Below are 19,321 nucleotides of genomic sequence, written 5' to 3' on the forward strand. Positions count from 1 at the left end.
TATGAGCAAACATTCAGTTACGCCGAATGAAATTACGGCCAAGCTAACCCAGCCTGGCCCGAAGCTGAATACCAAACCTGCCGACCGGCTGCCCGCGCCGACCACTGAAATGTCGATGTCGCTGACGCTCGATCATCTTCGGCCGTACGATCGCAACCCCCGGACACAGCACAATCCCAAGTATGAAGAGATAAAGGCTTCCATCCGTGCTGTGGGGCTCAAGCAGAAGCTGACTGTCACCCAGCGTCCGGGTGATGACCGCTACATGATTTCTGATGGCGGTAATACCCGGTTGAAGATACTCAAGGAGCTGCACGAGGAGACTGGCGAGGAGCGCTTTTACTATCAGGACTGCCATTTCATACCTTGGCAGGGCGAAATCAACGTCCTCGCAGGCCATCTTGCCGAGAACGATAACCGGGGCCAGCTCAGTTGGATTGAGCGGGCGCGGGGTGTTTATGAAGCCAAGCGAATGATCAAGGAGGAGGAGAAAAAAGAGATATCGCAGCGTGAGCTGACGAAACGCTTACAGGCACTCGGCTATACCATTAACCAAAGCCACATCAGCCGCATGCTATATACCATCGAGCACTTCCTGCCCACGCTTCCTCTATCGCTCGACAGCGGCATGGGCCGACCCCAAATCGAGAAGCTTATTTCCTATCGTCAGTTTTGCGAAGAGTGCTGGGAACGTTGCCGCGCCTATTGGGAGGCCCATGCCGACGATCTTGGCGAGGGGGAACCATGGGCGACTAGCGTCGTCGATGGCGACTTCGCCCAAGCATGGCATGAGGAAATGGCACAGCTCGACTATGAGGGCCAGACCGAATTCCGCTGGAACCTCGTCGAGGATCGTCTTAAGGGCATGCTCCACGACCAGACCGGGCTGCATTTCAATCCGATCGATATGGCATGGAAGAACTGGTTCACTGTGCGTAAGTATGCGCGGGCCGCCAGCGACGAAGAGAAAGCTGATGTCTGGACTACAGTCGACAGCGAGTTGGAGCGGCTTCGCCAGCCCCAAGAGCGGCATTTTTATCCACCGCAGGAAGAAAGCGTAGGCAAAGGTAGCCAGAGGACCTCACCAGAGAGTAATGCCCTGCTGTCGCAACGGAACGCTGGTCAAGCTAGGAATATCAGTCTCAGTGAGAAAAGCCACGGTGGTGACTTGGATGATCTGACCTTTGAGGACGGCCAGACAAACCTGTCACCAACGTCGGCTACCCAACCCCGCGAGCGCAGCGTACCAACCCCAGGTGGCATTGATGAATCGCCAGAGATGAAGGCGATGCGCGCCCAGCTCGAGCAGCTCGAACAACGCAACGCCGAGCTGGAAACACAATCCCAGCAATCGGCAGTTGCGCCACAGCCCTTTAGCACTAGCGATTCCGGCAGCGACGAATGGGAAGGGTTGCTGGATACCGATGGGGTCATGCAAGAGCACAACCCGCAGCCGACTCGTTCGCTTGTAGAACAAGAAAACCTAATCGATGACCTAACGCTCTCGCCCTACGAGGAAAGTGAAGGGCATCGCCAGCTTCGCCATTGGCAGGCCAGAGAGCATGGAGAAGAAGCGGTTGACTTCGAAGCTGCGGCACTCAAGAGCGTGCCATTGATGTCGGGCGGTCCCGTCGCGCCGATTACCGACCTCTGGCATGTACCTGCCTGGCGTCGCAATCCGCGCGACTTGCGCATGCAGATCGGCGAGGTCATTCAGGCGTTGGCCGGTTGGGCAGAGATCGAGGCCAGCGGTACCAGCAAAACTATTCGTCTTAACGCTCGTGAAGGGCTGGGCTACGAGCTCGGGCCGCTCGGAGACAACCCGGGACGACGGGCGCAACTCATCTGGCAGTTGTTCGCCGGTCTTCAAGGCGACATCGATCCGATGCTACCCGCTGAAGTGTCACTGTTCGGAGAGTTGGTCGGTAGCCACAGTACCGGCAGCGAAGTTCGCCTGCCCGATGGGCTGTTCATCCGCGTGTTCTGGCTAGCCCGGCTGATTCGTGTATTACGCGAAGCAGAAGCGTTCGACGATGCAGGGAGGGAACCGGTATGACGACACCACAACTCAATCATGCGCTTTTCAACCAGGCCCTGGTATTGATTCGCGAGGGTGACATGCGCCGGGCAAGAGCACTGGGATTTAATAACGAAGAGCTCCAGCGCCTGAGCCGGTTACGTGCCAGCGAGATCGAATCCCTAATTAACGAGTTTCCAGGAGTTGCCCGCTTCGAACTGGATCACGAAACGTTTAAGGCTGCGCTGCGACGCATTGATCGTGATCAGGATCGCGACGGCTTGGTTGATCACTGCATTCGTCATGGAGCCAGCGTGCAGATGCTGGCCACCTTCTTCGGTCTGACCCCCAATGACTGTTCTGCTCGACGCACCCTTCTTGGTGTGCCGAGTCGACAAGGGCGTCTCCCCATGCCCGAGGAGTCCATCGAAGTCGACGCCTGGCACCGCTGGCAGACCATTAGTGATGATCCATCAAGTCCGTCAGCGTCCGAGGATATTCGCGGCATGCTGGTTCTGGCTGAGGAGGTCAAGCTTCCTCTGGCCGTTATCTGGACCTTGATCAAGCAGTGGACCACACCGGAGCAAGCGCGCCAGGAGAGCGTACCAGGTGAGGACGAGGGTCAGGTGCGGCGTGCAGGAGTGGCGTGATGAAGAACTACGACGTGCTCATTGGGCGCGCCGCGTCATTTCTGACCCAACGCCGAGGCTCCGAAGCTTCGGCGTTGGCTGATGAAGAGGATGCACTCGACGGGCTGCTTTTTTTGGGCAACCCGCACGAAACCGTTCCCAGGGCACTGCTGGTGGACCATCGTCTGGGTGCGGTCGATGTGCTGGGCTGGCAGGTGATTCGTCTGATGTCGAATGCTGACCGTTCAACGGCGTTCCCGACCTACGATGAGTTGGAGCCATTGCTGCGCTCGGGAGCGGGCCAGAAGGCCTCACGCAAGACTGTTGCCCGTGTCATTGCGATTCTGCGTCTGACTCGCTGGATGACGTTGGGCATGAAAGCACGCAACACCGCTAATGGGCGAATGATAGGCAATATCTATGTATTACATGATGAGCCCCTGGCTCCAGCCGAGGCGCTGTCATTAGATCGGGACTACATCGAGTATGTGATTCACTGCACACGTCATAGAAATAAGGCTGTGGCCAAGGTGGCCAGGCTGATTAGCGATGAGCTGGCCGAGAATGGTGTGCTTGAGGCTCCGACCCGGCTAGACGTTCTCGACCAACGTGCAGAGCGACAACGGCGAGCCGAGTTTCCTATGGAAACTCAGGCTTCCGATGCTCAGTTCTGTATGAAAACTCAGGCAAATTCTCTCAGTTTCCCGAAGGGATCCAGTCAGTTTCCAAGCAAGGATACGCCTAGTTCCCAGCGGAAACTTAGTGCTAAAACAGCTGCGTACGAAGAAGTTTCCATGCGGTCTGTGTCTACCCCAGTACGTAGTTATACAAAATCTGTGTTTAAAACCACCGCACGCGAGGAAATCTCGACGCCACTGGTTTGGTCCTGGCCGCTTGAGTTGACCAGTGACGAACGAAAAGCCGTATCTTTTCTGCTGACCGGACTGCCTAACGACGTTCAGCAGGCCGTCATTGATGAGGCTGCCGGACGTCTCGAAGCTGGCAAAGTGAAATCACCGGTAGGTTTTCTGCATACGCTGGCTAAACGTGCCATGTCGGATCAGTTCCAAGTGACGCATTTCGGACGCAGCATTGCAGAGCGCAGGGATACATCGGTGTTTTCGCAAGCGCCGACGAAGAAGGCCAGCATCGCCCCACCTACCTATTCGGAAAAGGCACCTGAACCCTCCAAACCTCAGCCGATATCAGCTGAAACCGAGAAGGCCCGTGAAGCTATGTTCAAGCGTTTGGGGCTCCGGCGATAAAACGTTAGTGATCGCATTTAACGTTTCCGATGGGGCGATTCGTGCTGAGGACCGATGCTGATATCCCGTCTAGTGCATTGGTAGGGAGAGTTTATGTCCAGCGCTGAGCCCCGTGTAGGGCAGCTACGTAGTCGTATTGAAATGACCCTACACACCTACCCAGCCGTGTTGGCGTGGCATGGCCGTGGGGTCGAAAGCGGCAAGCCACAAGTAGTGGGCCTGAAGCAGTTTCTGTTTCTTGCCGGCCGGATACATCAGGCAGCGGCCAAGGACGATCCCTATGCCGATAGCTGGCTTCTAATGTTGGCAGACAAGGTTGACGATACCCGACAGGCACTGCATCAGCTCAAGCATCGCGTGAGCAGGTTGCTGGAAACCATTCCCGAGGGATTGGATGTCAGCCGTAACGTCAGCCAGCAGCCATTTGTGACGCCGGTATTCACTGGAGGGCAGATGGGCTGGCAGGCCGTCATGTTATTGATGGAGTACGACGGCATTGTGCGAGACGTGTTGCTAGCTCATCACATTGGCCTACTAGGCAACCAACAACGTGCAGCGATGATTAGAGATCAGGGCGGCCACGCCATGCGCTCGCTCTGTTATGCGCCGGTGAAGTTTCCTGGGTTCAGTGGTGCTACGCGCAATGATTTTGCAGCCAACAATGCAAAGGCTCGAGCGGCCAAAGAGAAGTTCGGCGAACTGCAGCGAGATATTCTGGAAGGGACGCGCCGCAGCGAGTTTGCGCCACCGATCCGGCGTGAGCTCGGTATAGGTTTAACTGGTTCGCAAGACCTGGTAGGCACTGACCTAAATGATGAACTTATGACGCCACGATCCGAAGAGGACAATGGCTGACTGAGGCGATGCCACTGGCATCACTTCCGCTGGACTGGGCCTGGGTGATGCCACTGGCATCACTTCCGCTGGGCTGGGCTGGGTGATGCCACTGGCATCACTTCCGCCGGATTGGACCTGGCTGATGCCACTGGCATCACTTTCGCTGGGTTGGACCTGGCTGATGCCACTGGCATCACTTTCGCTGGGTTGGGCCTGGCTGATGCCACTGGCATCACTTTCGCTGGATTGGGCCTGGCTGATGCCACTGGCATCTCTTTCGCTGGGTTGGGCCTGGGTGATGCCACTGGCATCACTTTCGCTGGGTTGGGCCTGGGTGATGCTACTGGCATCACTTTCGCTGGATTGGACCTGGCTGATGCCACTGGCATCACTTTCGCTGGGTTGGGCCTGGGTGATGCCACTGGCATCGCGACTACTGGGTTGGGTGAGGCATCGATATAAGTAATAGCTACATAATAGGACCGTGAGAGCAATGACTGCACTGAAACAGCGACAAGGTTTTGCACTGAATCAATACGCAAAGGGCCTTTTAAAACCCTTTAAGGGTAAAGGGGAGGTCCTGCGTTTTAGGGATGAACTAGACGAGGAGTGCCGCCGGATGTGGCAAGAGGCGGCGGACTTCGCCAACCAGTACAACCAGACCGTCGTTCAGGCTGGTCTATGGTTGAAGGCCCATAACAATAGCGGTGGCCGGGTTCGTGCCGTGCAGTGGCGTGACAAAGAGCAGTCCAAGATGGGACGCCGATTGCTCGAGGCGGTTTTGCAGGATGAGAATGTTTCCCATGGCATGAAACGCCAGCTGGTTGAAATCGAAACCGAGCGGGCCATCTTCAACGCAAAGGTTGCTGCGGCAACTCGGCAGGTAGACCGCTTGAACAAGCTACTGAAAGACCTCGGCGAGATCGAATCGATGGTGTGATGCCAACACACCAGTAATGATTCCCGCAGCGCATTAACGTTTCTCGCTGACATCCCTTCCCTTGAATAGCGACAGTGTCAAAGCATTCATTCGACTGGAGTCCCACATGAGCACGCACTTCATGGGTGAGGGGAACATCGGCACCGATCCCGAATACAAGTTGCTTCCCGCCAATGGTAATCAACCTCCTCGAGGCGTACTGCGGCTAAACGTACGGTTTGATAACCCCGTACCCACCGACAATGGCAATATCGATCGCGGTGGATTCTGGGCAAACGTCGAGATCTGGAGTCGTGAGGTCGAGACCTGGGCGCGTCTCTATCAGAAGGGCATGCGCGTGATGGTGTCGGGCCGGATGGTACTCGACGAGTGGAAGGACCGTGAGTCGGGCGAGGAACGCTCGCAGTTCAAGGTTCAGGCGGTGCGAATCGGCATTCTTCCATATCGAGTAGCTCAGGTCGTTCTCGAGCCTGCGCAAGGCAATCCGCAGCAGTCAGGGTATCCGGCATACCAGACGAATCAGCGGGGCGCCTACTCCAAATCCGCCGGACCGGATGGTGAGTGGCAGTATCCTACAGATACAGACCTGTCTCATTCTCAGTAATCAGAAAACGGACGATTAGAATGAAATGGAAAGTAGGTGTTGGCGTGGCGGTGTTGGCCTCCCTGGTGGGCTGTGCTGGTCAGGATCATTACTACTCGAGTGGTGTGTGCGTGACCTGCTTCAACAATCCGATTACTGGCGAGCCAGGCAATTACGATCCCAATGAGACCCCGCAGAAGGTCGCTGCAAATGCCCAGGGCGAGGTTGTCGATGCCAGTAGCCTTGGAAGTCAGAGCGGTTCGATCGACATCGAAACGCCTGTCGATGTCGATACCGCCTATGCGAGGATCAAGCCAGCGATGGGGTTCCGGTCGACCGATGACTTTGAGAAGGGCAATACCATGTCGGACTGGCGGATGGGTGACGCGGCATGGAAGCATCAGACAACTCCCGGGGTCTTTTACGATCTTGGCGACTACGGTCGGGCAACCGTCGGTGGTGTCCAATATTCCATTGTGCAGCGCGTCCAGATCCAGAAAAGCGGTGCCGGTTCGCGGATTCACTACAGCTGGGCACCCGCTAACCCGCGCACTGTTTACGATGGCGATGCCATGGAAAGTGCGCTGATGCAGCGGCTCAGGGCTGCTTTGGATTAACGCTGGGAGGGAGCCTGTTTGTAGTCATGGACGACACGCAGTCGGAGCTAGACCAGTTCGTAGGTACCGCAGGTGAAACTGGAGGTACGGGATGGCTGGCTTTCAGGATAGCTGCATTACGCTGAAGCACTTGGCTTTTTGCTTCGGCGTAGTCGCTAATCAGTCGTATACCATCTCGTTATTGGTTCGGGTAGCCATTAAGTTTTCTGCTGTAAAAAGCTTGCCCTTCCGCGCACCGTGGGCCTACTTCCTGCAAGAGGTCGTTCTCATGCCCCGATTATTTCTCTGTGAAAAACCCTCCCAGGCACGCGATATCGGCAAGGTGCTAGGCGCGACACGCAAGGGCGAGGGGTGCCTACACGGTGACGGTGTGACCGTGACCTGGGCATTCGGTCATCTCCTCGAACAAGCGCCCCCGGAAGCCTACGATCCTGCGTTCAAGAAATGGTCGCTCGAGACATTGCCGATTCGTCCGGCGCAGTGGAAGAACACGGTGCGCAAGGACGCCAGCAAGCAATTCAAGGTGATAAAGGAGCTGCTGAAGCAGTGCGATGAAGTAGTCCTGGCAACCGACGCTGAACGTGAGGGAGAGGTAATTGGACGAGAACTCCTGGACGCCTGCCAATACCGGGGGGGAGTATCCCGACTATGGCTATCCACTCTCGTTGAAGCTGATATACGTAAAGCGCTGTGCAACATCCTGCCTGGGGAAGCGACCTACTCGTTGTATCAGGCCGGGCTTGGCCGGTCGCGCGCCGACTGGTTGATGGGAATGAACCTGACCCGAGCGTTTTCGGTACTGGCGCAGCGGCAGGGGCATGAGGGTGTGCTGTCGGTGGGGCGTGTGCAGACACCGACGCTTGGGCTGGTCGTGCGTCGCGACCAGGAGATTGCCAGCTTCGTACCCAAACCGTTCTGGGACGTGCTAGCCAATCTTCAGGCAGAAGGTGGCCAGTTCCAGGCCAAGTGGTTGCCTGCCAACGAGGCCTGGCTCGATGAAGAGGGGCGCTGCGTCAACCGTGAGGCGGCACTCCAAGTGGCTGCTCGGGGGCAGGGCGGGCAGGCGGTCGTCGCCGCTGTCGAGACGGCCCGCAAGCGCGAGTCGGCGCCGCTGGTGATGGACCTGGGAACGCTGCAGCAGGAGTGCTCTCGCCGGTTCGGCTTCGGGGCGCAGCAGGTGCTGGATATTGCACAATCGCTCTACGAGACCCACAAGGCGACCACCTATCCCCGGACCGATTGCCGCTACCTGCCGACATCAATGTTATCCGAAGTTGGGGTAGTCGTGACGGCGCTCCTGCATTCGGATCGCTCGCTCTCGCCTGTCATCGAGCGCCTGGATCAGAACCTCAAGAGCCGCGTCTGGAACGACAGCAAGATCACGGCCCACCACGGCATCATTCCCACCACGTCCCCCTGTCAACCCGATCGCATGAACGACGACGAGCGCCGGGTGTATCACCTCATCCGGCGCTACTACCTGGCGCAGTTTCTGCCGGCGCATGAGTTCGATCAGACCGACGTTCGCCTGGATCTCGCTGGCGAGGCATTCTGGGCATCGGGGCGTCAGGTGCGAGTCGAGGGGTGGAAAGTCCTGTTTCCCCGAGGGAAGGGTAAAGGGCAGAACGATAGTGACGACGACCAGGACGAGTCCGCTGGATCGCAGGCGCTCCCGCCTCTGCGTCAGGGGGAAACCTGCCGGGTACTCGATCTCGGCGTGAAGGATCGTCAGACCCAGCCGCCGAGGCCGTTTACGGCGGGAACGCTGATCGCGGCGATGAAGAACGCGGCCCGGTTTGTGACCGACGAGCGGCTAAAGGCGATGCTGCGTGAGAGCGCCGGCATCGGCACCGAGGCGACCCGTGCCGGGATCATCGAGACGCTGCTCAAGCGTGGCTTCATTCGCAAGAAGGGCCGCACGATCGTATCTACCCCGCTGGGTCAGGGTCTCATCGCCGCGTTGCCACCGCAGATCAGCAATCCCGGGCTGACGGCGCTCTGGGAGCAGGCGCTGGACCAAGTGGCCGAGGGGAGCATGACGCTGGACGATTTCATGCAGCGTCAGAATGTGCTCCTGGACAAGCTCATCGGCGTCGCGCTCCAGCAACCCCGGCTGAATCTCCCCGAAGCGCCAAGCGAAACCTGTCCCAAGTGCCAGGCCAGGATGCGCAAGCGTCAAAGCACCAACGGACCGTTCTGGTCGTGTTCACGCTATCCCGACTGTGACGGCACCAAACCGATCGGGGGGAAGAAAACGACACGACGCAAGACCAGCTCGGGCTCGAGGAGCAAGGCATGAGTTTACTATCGAGTTAACACGTGACATTGCCAGAATGGCTACACTCCTCGATAATCGATACCATACCCCGTTGCCAACTGACGGTTATCAGCTGGTCCCTTTGGACTCTTCGTGAGTCCGATCCCAAAGCGCAAACACTTGGTGAGAATGCGCGCCCACCGCAAAGATCACTTTGCACTGCATTGGCATGCTCGGGCTCCAGGTTCCTTGTGTTTCAGGTCGACTGGTCGTCGACCATCCCCTTCAGCCAGGTTCGACTGGCCAGCAAGATTCCCTCTGGGGAGTCTCGCTGGCCGGTTGAACTGCGCTTCACAATGGCGGTGCCCGCCGCCTGACCACCGGGCTCCCTTTGTGCGGGGATCCGCGCACAAACCTACCGGTCCAACGCCATGACACGGGACTGAATGCGAGGGCAAATCGAACGCATGACGACGAGGGGCATGACGGGCGATAGCCGGCATAATGGCAGACTTCACACGCTACCCGCACCGGTACCTGGTAGCTGGATGGACTTGCAGTTTTGGTCCTCAATCCCAAGGCGAGGCGACGAGGCAACTCACCGCCCCGCCTTGAGATTGACGATCGACGTTTGAGGGTTGACGCCGCGCGCGAGTAGCGCAATCCTATCGGTGTGAGACGTTGGCTGTTGACGGTAACAACAGCGCCTTTTGCCTTCGGGCAATTCCCAAAGCCGTAACGCATCCCGAGAGACGGCGCTCGATCGAGCTGGATGCCACTTCCGAATTTACGGCACGCTGCCGTACCACCCATCCGGGGAAACACTTCCCCGATGAGGATGGTGTTTCTCCCGGAGTCACTCGACTCAATGCAAGGAGTACACCATGTCCAACACTACCGATACTCAGTTCTTCGACCTGCACATCATTGGCGTGGGTTACGTCAATCGGATCCGCAAGGTCACGCCCAAGCGTGGCACGCCCTTCTGGGCTTGCGACATATCCGCGTTGAACGGACCTGCCGACGATGTGGAGTATCGCCGCTTCGACTGCCGCGTGAACGGTCAGGAAGCGGAGAAACTGGTCAAGAAGTTCGCCGCGACCGTGGCCGATCGCAAGGAGAAGGGCGTTGCTGAGCCCAAGATCCTGATCGGCTTCAAGCTTGGCGATCTCTACCCCGACCTGTTCACCCGCACCAAGGGTGATCGTGCCGGGGAAACTGCCGTCAGCCTCAAGGCGCGTCTGTTGTTCGTCAACTGGGCAAAAGTGGATGGTGAGAAGGTCTATGAAGCGCCACGGCGTGATGAGACCCCGTCGAACCAAACACCTGACCAACATGGCACGACAGCACCCCAGGGCAACGAAGCGCTTCGACCCGAAGTCAGTGGGTCGGTGGGCGCAGGCGAAGCGGTAGTCTGATTCAACTTAAATAACCTCACCTACCGGGAAGTTCGCTTTCCGGCGTGCGGTTAAACCCACCCAACCCGCAGGGGAGACAGCTCCCCCGGTGGGGTGGCGTCTCCAGTGCGGCATAGACTGGAGATGCTTATGTCCGAGACTTCGATACTCACACTCATCCGAGCTGCGTTTGATGCGGTTGATCGTATCAGCAGCAGCGTGACGGCAGCCTGCGTTGTCGCTGCGTTATTGGGACCGGCCATTCAGGCGCAACCCGATAGTCTTTCTAGGGCTACGGTCGCCGGTGTGGCGTTCTTCTGCGTGTCCCTGATCGCTGGCGTCGCAAAGGCCGTGCTAGACTCACTCATACGTAAAGCCAATGGAGGCGACGAGTCATGATGGATCCTGCAAGCACGTTGCTAGGAATACTCTTCACGGCCTGTGCGTCGATCCTGCTCATCGGTGGTGGTTACGCTTATACGATCCATCGCCGGCAGGAACGCCGACATCGCCGAGGCTGACCGACCGTCTACGCCAAAGCTGCCTCTTAATGAGGCAGTTTTTTTACCCAACCGGGAGAGATTCTCCCGGCGGGGGGGCGTCTCTCCCTCAGTTCAGGAGAGACCCCATGGGCTGGAGCGTCCCCTACCACACTCACTCACGTGATGAGCTCGTCGACTGGCTTCTGCAACACCAGAACGAGCCCGGCCACTGCGAGATCATCGACCATTCCCGGCGCGGCAACGTGCTCTATGCGCTGTTTCGGCACGTCTCGAAGCGGTATCGCTTCATCGTCGTGTTCCTGCTCGAGGGGCCTTCGCCGGACGCGCGCCGCGCGGGGGATCGTTCCTGGGGCTACAAGGACATCGACGAGTCGTCGGGGCCACGAGTCTACGACTGCCCGGAGCGCCTGCTCCGTCAGTCCGATGCTCAGGACACCAATGCGATTGCATGGCGTGAGGCTTGTCGGCGTCAGCGTCGTGAGCAGGCCGAGCGCCGCCGCTTGTCGAAGGCCTGTCGGCCGGGCGATCGGCTCCGGTATCGGGCATGCTGGAATCAGGATGGCTCGCTGATCGGCACCGTGATCTTCGTGCATCACCATACCTCGACCTTCTTCGTGGGCAAGGATCTGGAAGGCAAGCTCTGGCGGTATCGCTGGAGCGCTGTCGTGACCGGTGACACATCGGAAGCGGCCAACAGTGACGCAGCCTGACGGCGGAGTGCAGACATGAGGGTCTATTGCCTGGTGCCCCGACGTAGTGGGGCCGCGCAAGTGATTTACGACGGCAACCCGGCCTGGTCGGCAGTCGAGATCGGTTACCTGCGCCGGGCTTACCCGGTAGAGGCCGAGAACGGCTGGATCGCGTTCGATCGGCAAAGCCGAGCCGTTGCGGGAGAAACGCCCGAGGCGGCGCTGGAGGCATTCGCCGATCGACCCTGCTATCACGTTGTCGCGCGATAGCGGAACACACTGAACCAACTCACCCATTCGGGGCCACTCCCCGATGGGGTGGCTCCATTCAATCAGGAGACACCCCAATGAGTAACTTTTTCACTTATCAGCTAACCGCCGGGGATATGAACGTGATTCTGGCCGGCCTGCGCCTACTAGAGCGCACGTCCGGTTGGGACATACCCGATGAAATCCAAGAGATCGGTGGAGAAAGTCTGGATGTGGTCAACATCGGTAGGCTGTGCCAGCACCTGAACCTGAACGGTCAGCCGGTGCTGTCTCAGCCCGAGCGGACGCCGGAGGCGGAGTCAGCTGACCTGGTGACAGCGCTCGGCAATGGTGGCTGGCCAACGGCGTTGTGGAATCACTCGGCGTTGCCTTCCGGTCGACGCGCCGTGAATCGGGATATACCCCGGCTCACGCTCGTCGGTTTCGCGGCCAACAGCGAGGATGTGATCGTGGCCAATGAACGTGAGCCCGAGGACAGCCTCGAGATCGGTTATCGCGACGGCGTCTGGTCGGTTTACCGGCGAGACCCCCTGAGCGGTGAAGCGCATTGGCTTGCCGATCGCGAGGAAATCCGCTGGGCGCTAGAGTTCTGTGCCACCTGGCTGCGAGTGGAACTGACCAACGAGGTCGCCAAGGCAGTGGCCGACAAGCTGTTTTCGAGCTGCTGCTGATGATTCACCCAAAACGCCCTTCGGGGCGTTTTTTGTGCCCGACAAAAGCGCTCCGAGTGCAATTAACATTTCCCATCGCGACAGGCCGCTGCCTTGGGCACGGTGAGCCCGATCATGATCATTCAGGTTCCCCCCTCCGCGAGGCCAAACGCGATGTACCCATTCCTGAAAACCCGAGCGATTCCCTTAGCATTCCTGATTGCGCTGACTGCCGGGTGCGCGCATCAGCAGCAGGCACCTCAGCAGAGCGAAAGCGAGCGGCTTGCCGCTGAGTACCCGCTGGTCGATCGCATGACAGTGGCGACCCTCGAAGGCGATGGCCCTGACGTAAGAGTGGTGGCTACCGGGCTGGATCAACCGAATCACGACGTCGAGCCGGACATCTATCGCGATCCCGATGATGCCTATGTCGAGGTGCTGCGCGGCGGGCGCTATGCGCTGGTGGCGACCAACACCACGCTGCAGCAGCGCGACCTGCTCGAGCAGATCGTCAATGTCTCGATTCCTGCTTCAGTGAATCCCACGGTCGAGGATGGGCTGCGCTACACCCTCCAGCATACCGGCTATAACCTCTGCGCCCCGCAGAGTGACCCGCAGAAGCTGCTCTACAGCCGGTCGTTGCCAGCGGCGCATTTTCATCTGGGGCCGATGCCGCTTTACGAAGCGCTCCAGGTACTTGCCGGAAGCGCTTTCGAGGTTCAGGCCGATCCCATTGCCCGCCTCATTTGCTACCAGGTGCGCGACCAGCGACTGGTCAGGGAGTAAGCCATGACGGATAACACCGACTCCATCGTCCCCGAACGCACCGATACACCTACTGACCAGGCGTCAGGCACAACTCCCGTTGCCGAGCGCAAGCGTCGCCGGCTGGGTCCGCGCCTGGCCCTGATCGGTGTCGTGTTGATCACCGGCCTGGCCGTGGTCTACTTCGCGGTTGCCGATAGGAAGCCCGATGGCCCAACGCTGGAATCGAGATTCCAGCAACAACAGCTGCTCATCGATCAGCTGCGTGGCCAGCTCGACGACCTGCAAGCGGATCAGGACGTTCGTGCCAGCGCCCGGGAACGTCTGGCAAACCAGCTGGAGGCACTCACCAGCCGTGTCGAGACGAATGAGCGCTTTCAACAGGATCCCGATCGCCAGGCACTTCCCGCGCAGATCGATGCGCTGACCAAGCGGCTCGATGAGTTGTCCGGCTCGGTCGATCTTCGCTTCGGCGCCGCCCAGGAAAAAGAGCAGGCGCTCGAGACTGCGATCGAGGAGATCCGCAAGCTCCAGGCCAGTCAGCAGCAGAAGGCCAGCGCGAAGCGCAGCGAACCCAGGAAATCGACGTCGCGGCCCGCCGCGACGCCCAAACCCCCATTCAATGTGGCCGGTCGGGAAATTCGAGGCGGTCGCAGCTATCTCGCGATCGCCTCCGGCCCCGTCGGTCAGTTGAGCGATCTGCACCTGATCGGCGAGGGGCAGAGTATAGGGGGGTGGCAGCTGACCTCGATCGATGGCCACTCCGCATCGTTCTTCTTCAACGGCCAGCGTGTCGTTGTCCCGGTTCCGTGAGGAGATCCCCATGAGCAAACGATTATCCGTTGGCATGCTCTCGCTGACGATGCTGGTGGCCCTGCCGGGATGGGCGCAGTCGCCGCCGACCCAGAACACGACCGTCGACCAGACCCGGATCGATCAGAGCGATCGCCAGGCGGCAGAAGCCTGGGGATTGAGTCAGCAGGAGTACCAGCGCTACGAGTCGATCATGGAAGGGCCTCGCGGTATCTGGTCGCCTAACCTGGACCCGCTGACCGCGCTGGGTCTCGAGGCCCGTTCCCAGGCCGAACGACAGAAGTACGCCGAAAAGCTCGTCGAGGCCGAGCGCCGGCGCGTGGAAGCCGAGCTGGCGTTTCAGCGTGCCTACGATGCCGCCTGGCAGCGACTCTACCCCGGTGACATGCCGGTCAACTCGTTCAGTACCAAGGACGGCACCGATGCCACGCAATCGGTCTTCGGCAGCAACCCCAGCGCGTCGTCGCAGCGTCTGAACGTGGTGGTGGCCACGCAAGGGTGCAACCAGTGCGATACCACGGTGAAGCGGCTGATCAGCACCGGCGCGGCCATGGATGTCTGGGTCGTGGATTCCAACGGCGACGATGGACGCATTCGCAGCTGGGCGGCCAAGGTGGGCATTCCCCCCGAGCTGGTCCGCGCCGGCGACATCACCCTGAATCACGGCGGATCGCTGAACGTCGATGCCGCCGAACTGCCGCGCGTTGCGCCGAGGGGGTGAGCGATGCGCGGTGCGATCATGGCGATGGCGATGCTGGGCGGACTGCTGATGGCCAGCCAGGCCAATGCCGGCTCGCCGGATATTCCCACGGCCTATGTCGTGGCTGCCGAGGACAACGGCGTCCCACCGGAAGTGCTGTATGCCGTGGCCAGTGCCGAGTCGAAGGTGAGCCTCAATGCCGGTATCCGACCCTGGCCCTGGACGCTCAACATTGCCGGCGAGTCGATGCGTTTCGGCGATCGAAACTCGGCTTGTGAGGCGCTACTGGATGCGCTCGAGCAGACCCGCATCGTCGACGTGGGCATTGCGCAGCTCAACGTGCGTTGGCAGCCGCAGCTGTTCGGCCCCGGAAAGCGTTTCAGCGATCCCTGTGCCGGTCTTAACCCTTACGCCAATCTCGACGAGGCGGCGGCGCTGATCCGAGGCCATTACGAGGATACCGGCGATTGGCTGATCGCGGCTGGGCGCTACCACCGACCGGCCGGGGGCAAGCCCGCCGAGCACTATCGTGCGGCGGTCAGGGAAGAGCTGGCCCGGCTGGGGGCCTCGCCATCGATCGGTTCGCGCTCGCCGGCCCTGGCAGCCGTTCGAGAAGCTCCTGCATTCGCGCGTCAACCACGCCCGCGCACGACACCGACCTCACACGTCACACCGAATGCCGACGTGATCTGGATGACTCCCGCACCTCGTACCACGACGTCCGATGTCACCTGGGTGACACCGGCGCCGCGTCGCTGGATGGCCGAAGTCCCCATCCGCTGAATCAGGAGAGCCTTCATGGGCCATACCAACCTTTACTGTCTCAGCTTCATGACGGGGTGCTTGATGGTCGCCCTGACACCTTTTGCGCAGGCACAGCTACCCGCCGAGCGACCGCCCGGGCTGCCTCAGCTCATTGTGGTTGCCGATCATGGCGGCACCTCGGCGCGGCCTTACTTCGTGGCCATCAAGGGGTCCGGAGTCGACGAAGACGAGGGTTTCTCGCCGCAGACGGGGGTGCCACCACGCCCGACGCAGCGCTATGGCGAACGTGACATGCTGCCGATTGAGAGCGAGCGGTTGACGCCGGGGCCGGTCATGCCTCGGGATCTCAATCTCCCAGGAGGATTCACGCCCCTCTTCCTGATTGGTGATGACGCGCTGTCACGGCAATGGCTTGCCGAGCGTGGCGACATTCTGCGCGAGTTGAACGCGGTGGGGCTGGTCATCCAGGTCCAGGACGAGCAGGCGCTCCAAGCCCTTCGCGATGCGGCGCAGGGCCTGGAGCTGCGACCGGCATCCGGTGACGGGCTTGCCGATCGGCTGGGCCTGAGCCACTACCCCGTGCTGATCAATCAGCATGGCATCGAGCAGTAGGAGCCGACATGAGCAGTAATCATCCTCTCGAGTCGCTACTGCGTCCGGCAGTCGAGCTGTACACCGTAGCGGTATGTGCTGGCTGTGTGGCGCTGTGTCTTTGGGCGCCCTGGTCACTGGCACTCGCGCCGAGCGTGGGTATGACGATGGCGCTGGGTTTTGTCGCTTTCGGTGCTTGGCGTTTCCGCCAGGCATGGGTCGTGCTGCGCTACCGGCGCAACATGCGACGCCTGCCGCGCTTCGCGTTGCCGGCACGGAAGGTGCCAGTCAGCAAGCGCAGCCTATGGCTCGGCAAGGGCTTCAAGTGGCAGGCACGGCACACGCAGCGCCTGCATGAGTCGGCCCAGCCGGCTGCCGAATGCTACGTCCTGCCGAGCCCCTGGTATCAGCGGGCACGACGGCTGGAACAGTCGATGGAGGGCGGGGCGATCGGACAGCACATCGCTGCGCTGCTGCGCTGGGATTCGTTTCTCAATCCGGTACGGCCGCTGCCGCCAGTCGGGGGCCGTCCCGCGCTGCATGCCGTCGAGTGGAAGGAGCATGATGTCTGGATGTCGCTGGGCGAGCGTGTGGGGCACACCCTGGTCGAGGGCACCACGCGCGTCGGCAAGACGCGCCTGGCCGAAATCCTGATTACCCAGGACATTCGCCGCGGCGACATCACCATCTGCTTCGATCCCAAGGGCGACGCCGACCTGATGATGCGCATGTACACCGAAGCGCAGAAGGCCGGCAGAGGCGACGAGTTCTACATCTTTCACCTGGGCTGGCCGGACGTGTCGTGTCGCTATAACGCCGTGGGTCGCTTCTCGCGTCTCTCCGAGGTGTCGACGCGCGTCACCGGGCAGCTGTCGGGCGAGGGGAACAGTGCGGCATTCCGGCAGTTCGCCTGGCGTTTCGTCAACATCGTGGCCCGTGCCCGCCATGCCCTCGGCGAGCGGCCCAGCTACGGTCAGATCCTCGCCGACGTGGTGAACATCGATGCGCTGCTGATGCAGTACGTCCAGGAGACGTTGGAGCAGCAGATGCCGGGATCCAATCAGCAGATCACCGAGATCGAGGGCAAGCTCAACGACCGCAACATGCCGCGCAACATGGTCGGGCGGCACAAGCGGGTGGTGGCGATCGTTCAGTACCTGCAACAGCCGGAGGTCATCGAGACGCTGACCGATCCGGTTCTGGATGGATTGCTCTCTGCCGTGCGCTACGACAAGACCTACTTCGACAAGATCGTGGCCAGCTTGCTGCCACTGCTCGAGAAGCTGACCAGTGGCAAGATCGCCGAGCTGCTCAGCCCGGACTACGCCGACATCGAGGACGATAGGCCGATCATCGACTGGCAGCAGATCATCCGCAAACGCGGCATCGTCTATGTCGGCCTGGACGCGCTCTCCGACTTCGAGGTCGCCCAGGCGGTGGGCAATTCGATGTTCGCCGACATCGTGTCGGTGGCGGGGCACATCTACAAGTTCGGCTCCGAGGACGGCCTGCCGGGCGAGAGCGCCGCCAGGAAGCTGCCGATCAATCTGCACTGCGACGAGTTCAACGAGCTGATGGGTGACGAGTTCATTCCGCTGATCAACAAGGGCGGCGGTGCCGGCATCCAGGTCACGGCGTATACGCAGACCCTCTCCGATATCGAGGCGCGTATCGGCTCGACCGCCAAGGCGGGCCAGGTGGTGGGTAACTTCAACAACCTGATCATGCTGCGTGTGCGTGAAGAGCGCACCGCTCGCCTGCTCACCGACCAGCTGGCCAAGGTCAACGTATCGACGCGCCTCATGGTGTCCATGGCCAGCGACAACGCCGACGTGAACAGCGATCAGGACTTCTCAAGCTCGGCGGGCGATCGTATCGGCACCGAGTCGGTGGACATGCTGGTCCCGAACGACATCATCGGCTTGCCCAAGGGGCAGGCGTTCGCGCTGCTCGAGGGCGGCCAGCTCTGGAAGATTCGCATGCCGCTACCGCTGCCCGACAAGACCGAGGATGTACCGAAGAATGTGGCCGACATCGCGGCCCGGATGCGTGACAAGTACAGCACCGGCGACCAGTGGTGGGAGGGCGTCATGCCGCCGCCGATCCATCTGGACTTCGACGCCCCGCAGTCGGCTACCTGGTCCCGGGATCGCAGCCTGTCGGCAGCGCCTGCCGCTGGCGACGATAGTGCGGAGGTAAACCATGGCGAGGGATGAAGCGCCGGTACAGCGTGCCGAGAAAAAGCGCAGCGGGTTGGTGGGAACGCTGGCGAAGCTGCCCTTCACACTGCTGTGGATCGTCATTCTGTCGATCTTCTGTTCGGTGTTGATCGAGTGGGTCGGGATCTACTTCAACTGGTTCAGCCAGGCTGGCTCGGAGCATGCGCGTCAGACCATGTTCGCCGAAATGGGCTATCTCGATAGCCAGTTCGCCCGGTCCCTGCTGGTGTCGTCACCGGCGGAGTTCGCCACGACGGTCATCGAAACGTGCTACCAGTGGGCGTTCGTGAAGACTGGCATCGCCGGTTGGGTCAATCAGGGAGCGGGGGCGGGTGGCTGGGCAGGTACGCTCAAGACCTACCTGCAAGCGGCGATGTTCGTCACGCTCATGACGTTGACGCGCTGCGTAATCCTGGTCCTGACCTCGCCGCTGTTCATCCTGGCAGCGATCGTCGGGTTCACCGATGGCCTGGTCAGCCGCGACTTGCGTCGTTTCGGGGCCGGACGGGAGTCGGCGTTCATCTATCACCATGCCAAGCGCCTGGTGACGCCGATCTTCTTCACGGGCTGGCTGTTCTACCTGTCGCTGCCGTTCTCGATCCACCCCAACCTGTTCCTGTTGCCCTGCGCCTTCCTGTTCGGGTTGATGATTGCCATCGCGACGTCGAGCTTCAAGAAATACCTCTGACTCACGCTTGAGGCTTCCCTGCCTGCCCCGCCACGGCGGGGCTTTTTTGCAAAGAATACCCGTTTGTTTCGCTTAACGTTTCGGGCTGATCCTGCCGCCACATCACTTGACCATGGAGCCATGTCG

The 19,321-nt window shown here is 60.3% G+C and carries 20 protein-coding genes; all 20 read left to right on the top strand.

The window, feature by feature from the left end:
* Position 1: 1 nt before the first annotated feature.
* The 20 genes from MHM84_RS18505 (at position 2) to MHM84_RS18600 (ending at position 19,195) form a co-directional block, all read left to right on the top strand.
* Positions 2–2,056 (top strand): ParB family protein, encoded by a 2,055-nt coding sequence (locus MHM84_RS18505; protein ID WP_239268028.1) that lies wholly within the window; start codon positions 2–4, stop codon positions 2,054–2,056.
* Complete coding sequence (locus MHM84_RS18510; protein WP_239268030.1) at positions 2,053–2,667, top strand: DUF2857 domain-containing protein; 615 nt, start codon at positions 2,053–2,055, stop codon at positions 2,665–2,667. The genes MHM84_RS18505 and MHM84_RS18510 overlap by 4 nt, the downstream gene beginning before the upstream one ends.
* The gene (locus tag MHM84_RS18515) at positions 2,667–3,911 is read left to right on the top strand and encodes an STY4528 family pathogenicity island replication protein (RefSeq protein ID WP_239268032.1); all 1,245 of its coding nucleotides are present in this window, start codon (positions 2,667–2,669) and stop codon (positions 3,909–3,911) included. Before MHM84_RS18510 ends, MHM84_RS18515 begins: the two co-directional genes overlap by 1 nt.
* Before the next feature lie 93 nt (positions 3,912–4,004).
* Positions 4,005–4,766: a PFL_4669 family integrating conjugative element protein gene (locus tag MHM84_RS18520; protein ID WP_239268034.1), complete on the top strand. Its 762-nt coding sequence runs from the start codon at positions 4,005–4,007 to the stop codon at positions 4,764–4,766.
* Between the two features lie 124 nt (positions 4,767–4,890).
* A complete protein-coding gene (locus MHM84_RS18525; RefSeq protein WP_239268036.1) occupies positions 4,891–5,214 on the top strand; it encodes a hypothetical protein in 324 nt (107 codons plus the stop codon).
* Between the two features lie 27 nt (positions 5,215–5,241).
* Positions 5,242–5,688, top strand: a complete 447-nt coding sequence (locus MHM84_RS18530) for a DUF3158 family protein (RefSeq protein ID WP_239268039.1) — start codon at positions 5,242–5,244, stop codon at positions 5,686–5,688.
* 106 nt (positions 5,689–5,794) lie between these two features.
* Positions 5,795–6,292, top strand: a complete 498-nt coding sequence (locus tag MHM84_RS18535; protein WP_239268041.1) for a single-stranded DNA-binding protein — start codon at positions 5,795–5,797, stop codon at positions 6,290–6,292.
* Between the two features lie 20 nt (positions 6,293–6,312).
* A complete protein-coding gene (locus MHM84_RS18540; RefSeq protein ID WP_239268044.1) occupies positions 6,313–6,888 on the top strand; it encodes a hypothetical protein in 576 nt (191 codons plus the stop codon).
* A gap of 268 nt (positions 6,889–7,156) precedes the next feature.
* Positions 7,157–9,187, top strand: coding sequence for a DNA topoisomerase III (locus tag MHM84_RS18545; RefSeq protein ID WP_239268046.1), 2,031 nt, complete (start codon positions 7,157–7,159; stop codon positions 9,185–9,187).
* Positions 9,188–10,029: 842 nt separating this feature from the next.
* Positions 10,030–10,563 (top strand): STY4534 family ICE replication protein, encoded by a 534-nt coding sequence (locus tag MHM84_RS18550; protein ID WP_239268048.1) that lies wholly within the window; start codon positions 10,030–10,032, stop codon positions 10,561–10,563.
* A 607-nt stretch (positions 10,564–11,170) separates the two neighbouring features.
* Positions 11,171–11,755 carry a hypothetical protein gene (locus tag MHM84_RS18555; protein WP_239268050.1) on the top strand — a complete coding sequence of 195 codons (585 nt, stop codon included), beginning with the start codon at positions 11,171–11,173 and terminating at the stop codon, positions 11,753–11,755.
* A 15-nt stretch (positions 11,756–11,770) separates the two neighbouring features.
* Positions 11,771–12,004, top strand: a complete 234-nt coding sequence (locus MHM84_RS18560; protein ID WP_239268052.1) for a hypothetical protein — start codon at positions 11,771–11,773, stop codon at positions 12,002–12,004.
* A 77-nt stretch (positions 12,005–12,081) separates the two neighbouring features.
* Positions 12,082–12,675, top strand: a complete 594-nt coding sequence (locus MHM84_RS18565; protein WP_239268054.1) for a hypothetical protein — start codon at positions 12,082–12,084, stop codon at positions 12,673–12,675.
* Positions 12,676–12,828: 153 nt separating this feature from the next.
* Positions 12,829–13,440, top strand: a complete 612-nt coding sequence (locus tag MHM84_RS18570) for a hypothetical protein (protein ID WP_239268057.1) — start codon at positions 12,829–12,831, stop codon at positions 13,438–13,440.
* 3 nt (positions 13,441–13,443) lie between these two features.
* The gene (locus tag MHM84_RS18575) at positions 13,444–14,232 is read left to right on the top strand and encodes a FlxA-like family protein (protein WP_239268059.1); all 789 of its coding nucleotides are present in this window, start codon (positions 13,444–13,446) and stop codon (positions 14,230–14,232) included.
* 10 nt (positions 14,233–14,242) lie between these two features.
* Positions 14,243–14,953, top strand: a complete 711-nt coding sequence (locus MHM84_RS18580) for a TIGR03759 family integrating conjugative element protein (protein ID WP_239268061.1) — start codon at positions 14,243–14,245, stop codon at positions 14,951–14,953.
* Positions 14,954–14,956: 3 nt separating this feature from the next.
* Entirely contained in the window at positions 14,957–15,715 is a 759-nt protein-coding gene (locus MHM84_RS18585) for a transglycosylase SLT domain-containing protein (protein WP_239268063.1), read from the top strand.
* Positions 15,716–15,730: 15 nt separating this feature from the next.
* Complete coding sequence (locus tag MHM84_RS18590; protein ID WP_239268065.1) at positions 15,731–16,309, top strand: integrating conjugative element protein; 579 nt, start codon at positions 15,731–15,733, stop codon at positions 16,307–16,309.
* A gap of 8 nt (positions 16,310–16,317) precedes the next feature.
* A complete protein-coding gene (gene traD / locus MHM84_RS18595; protein ID WP_239268068.1) occupies positions 16,318–18,504 on the top strand; it encodes a type IV conjugative transfer system coupling protein TraD in 2,187 nt (728 codons plus the stop codon).
* Positions 18,491–19,195: a TIGR03747 family integrating conjugative element membrane protein gene (locus MHM84_RS18600; RefSeq protein WP_239268070.1), complete on the top strand. Its 705-nt coding sequence runs from the start codon at positions 18,491–18,493 to the stop codon at positions 19,193–19,195. The genes traD and MHM84_RS18600 overlap by 14 nt, the downstream gene beginning before the upstream one ends.
* Positions 19,196–19,321: the final 126 nt, after the last annotated feature.

The sequence above is a fragment of the Halomonas sp. McH1-25 genome (genome assembly GCF_022348165.1).
GTDB lineage: Bacteria > Pseudomonadota > Gammaproteobacteria > Pseudomonadales > Halomonadaceae > Modicisalibacter.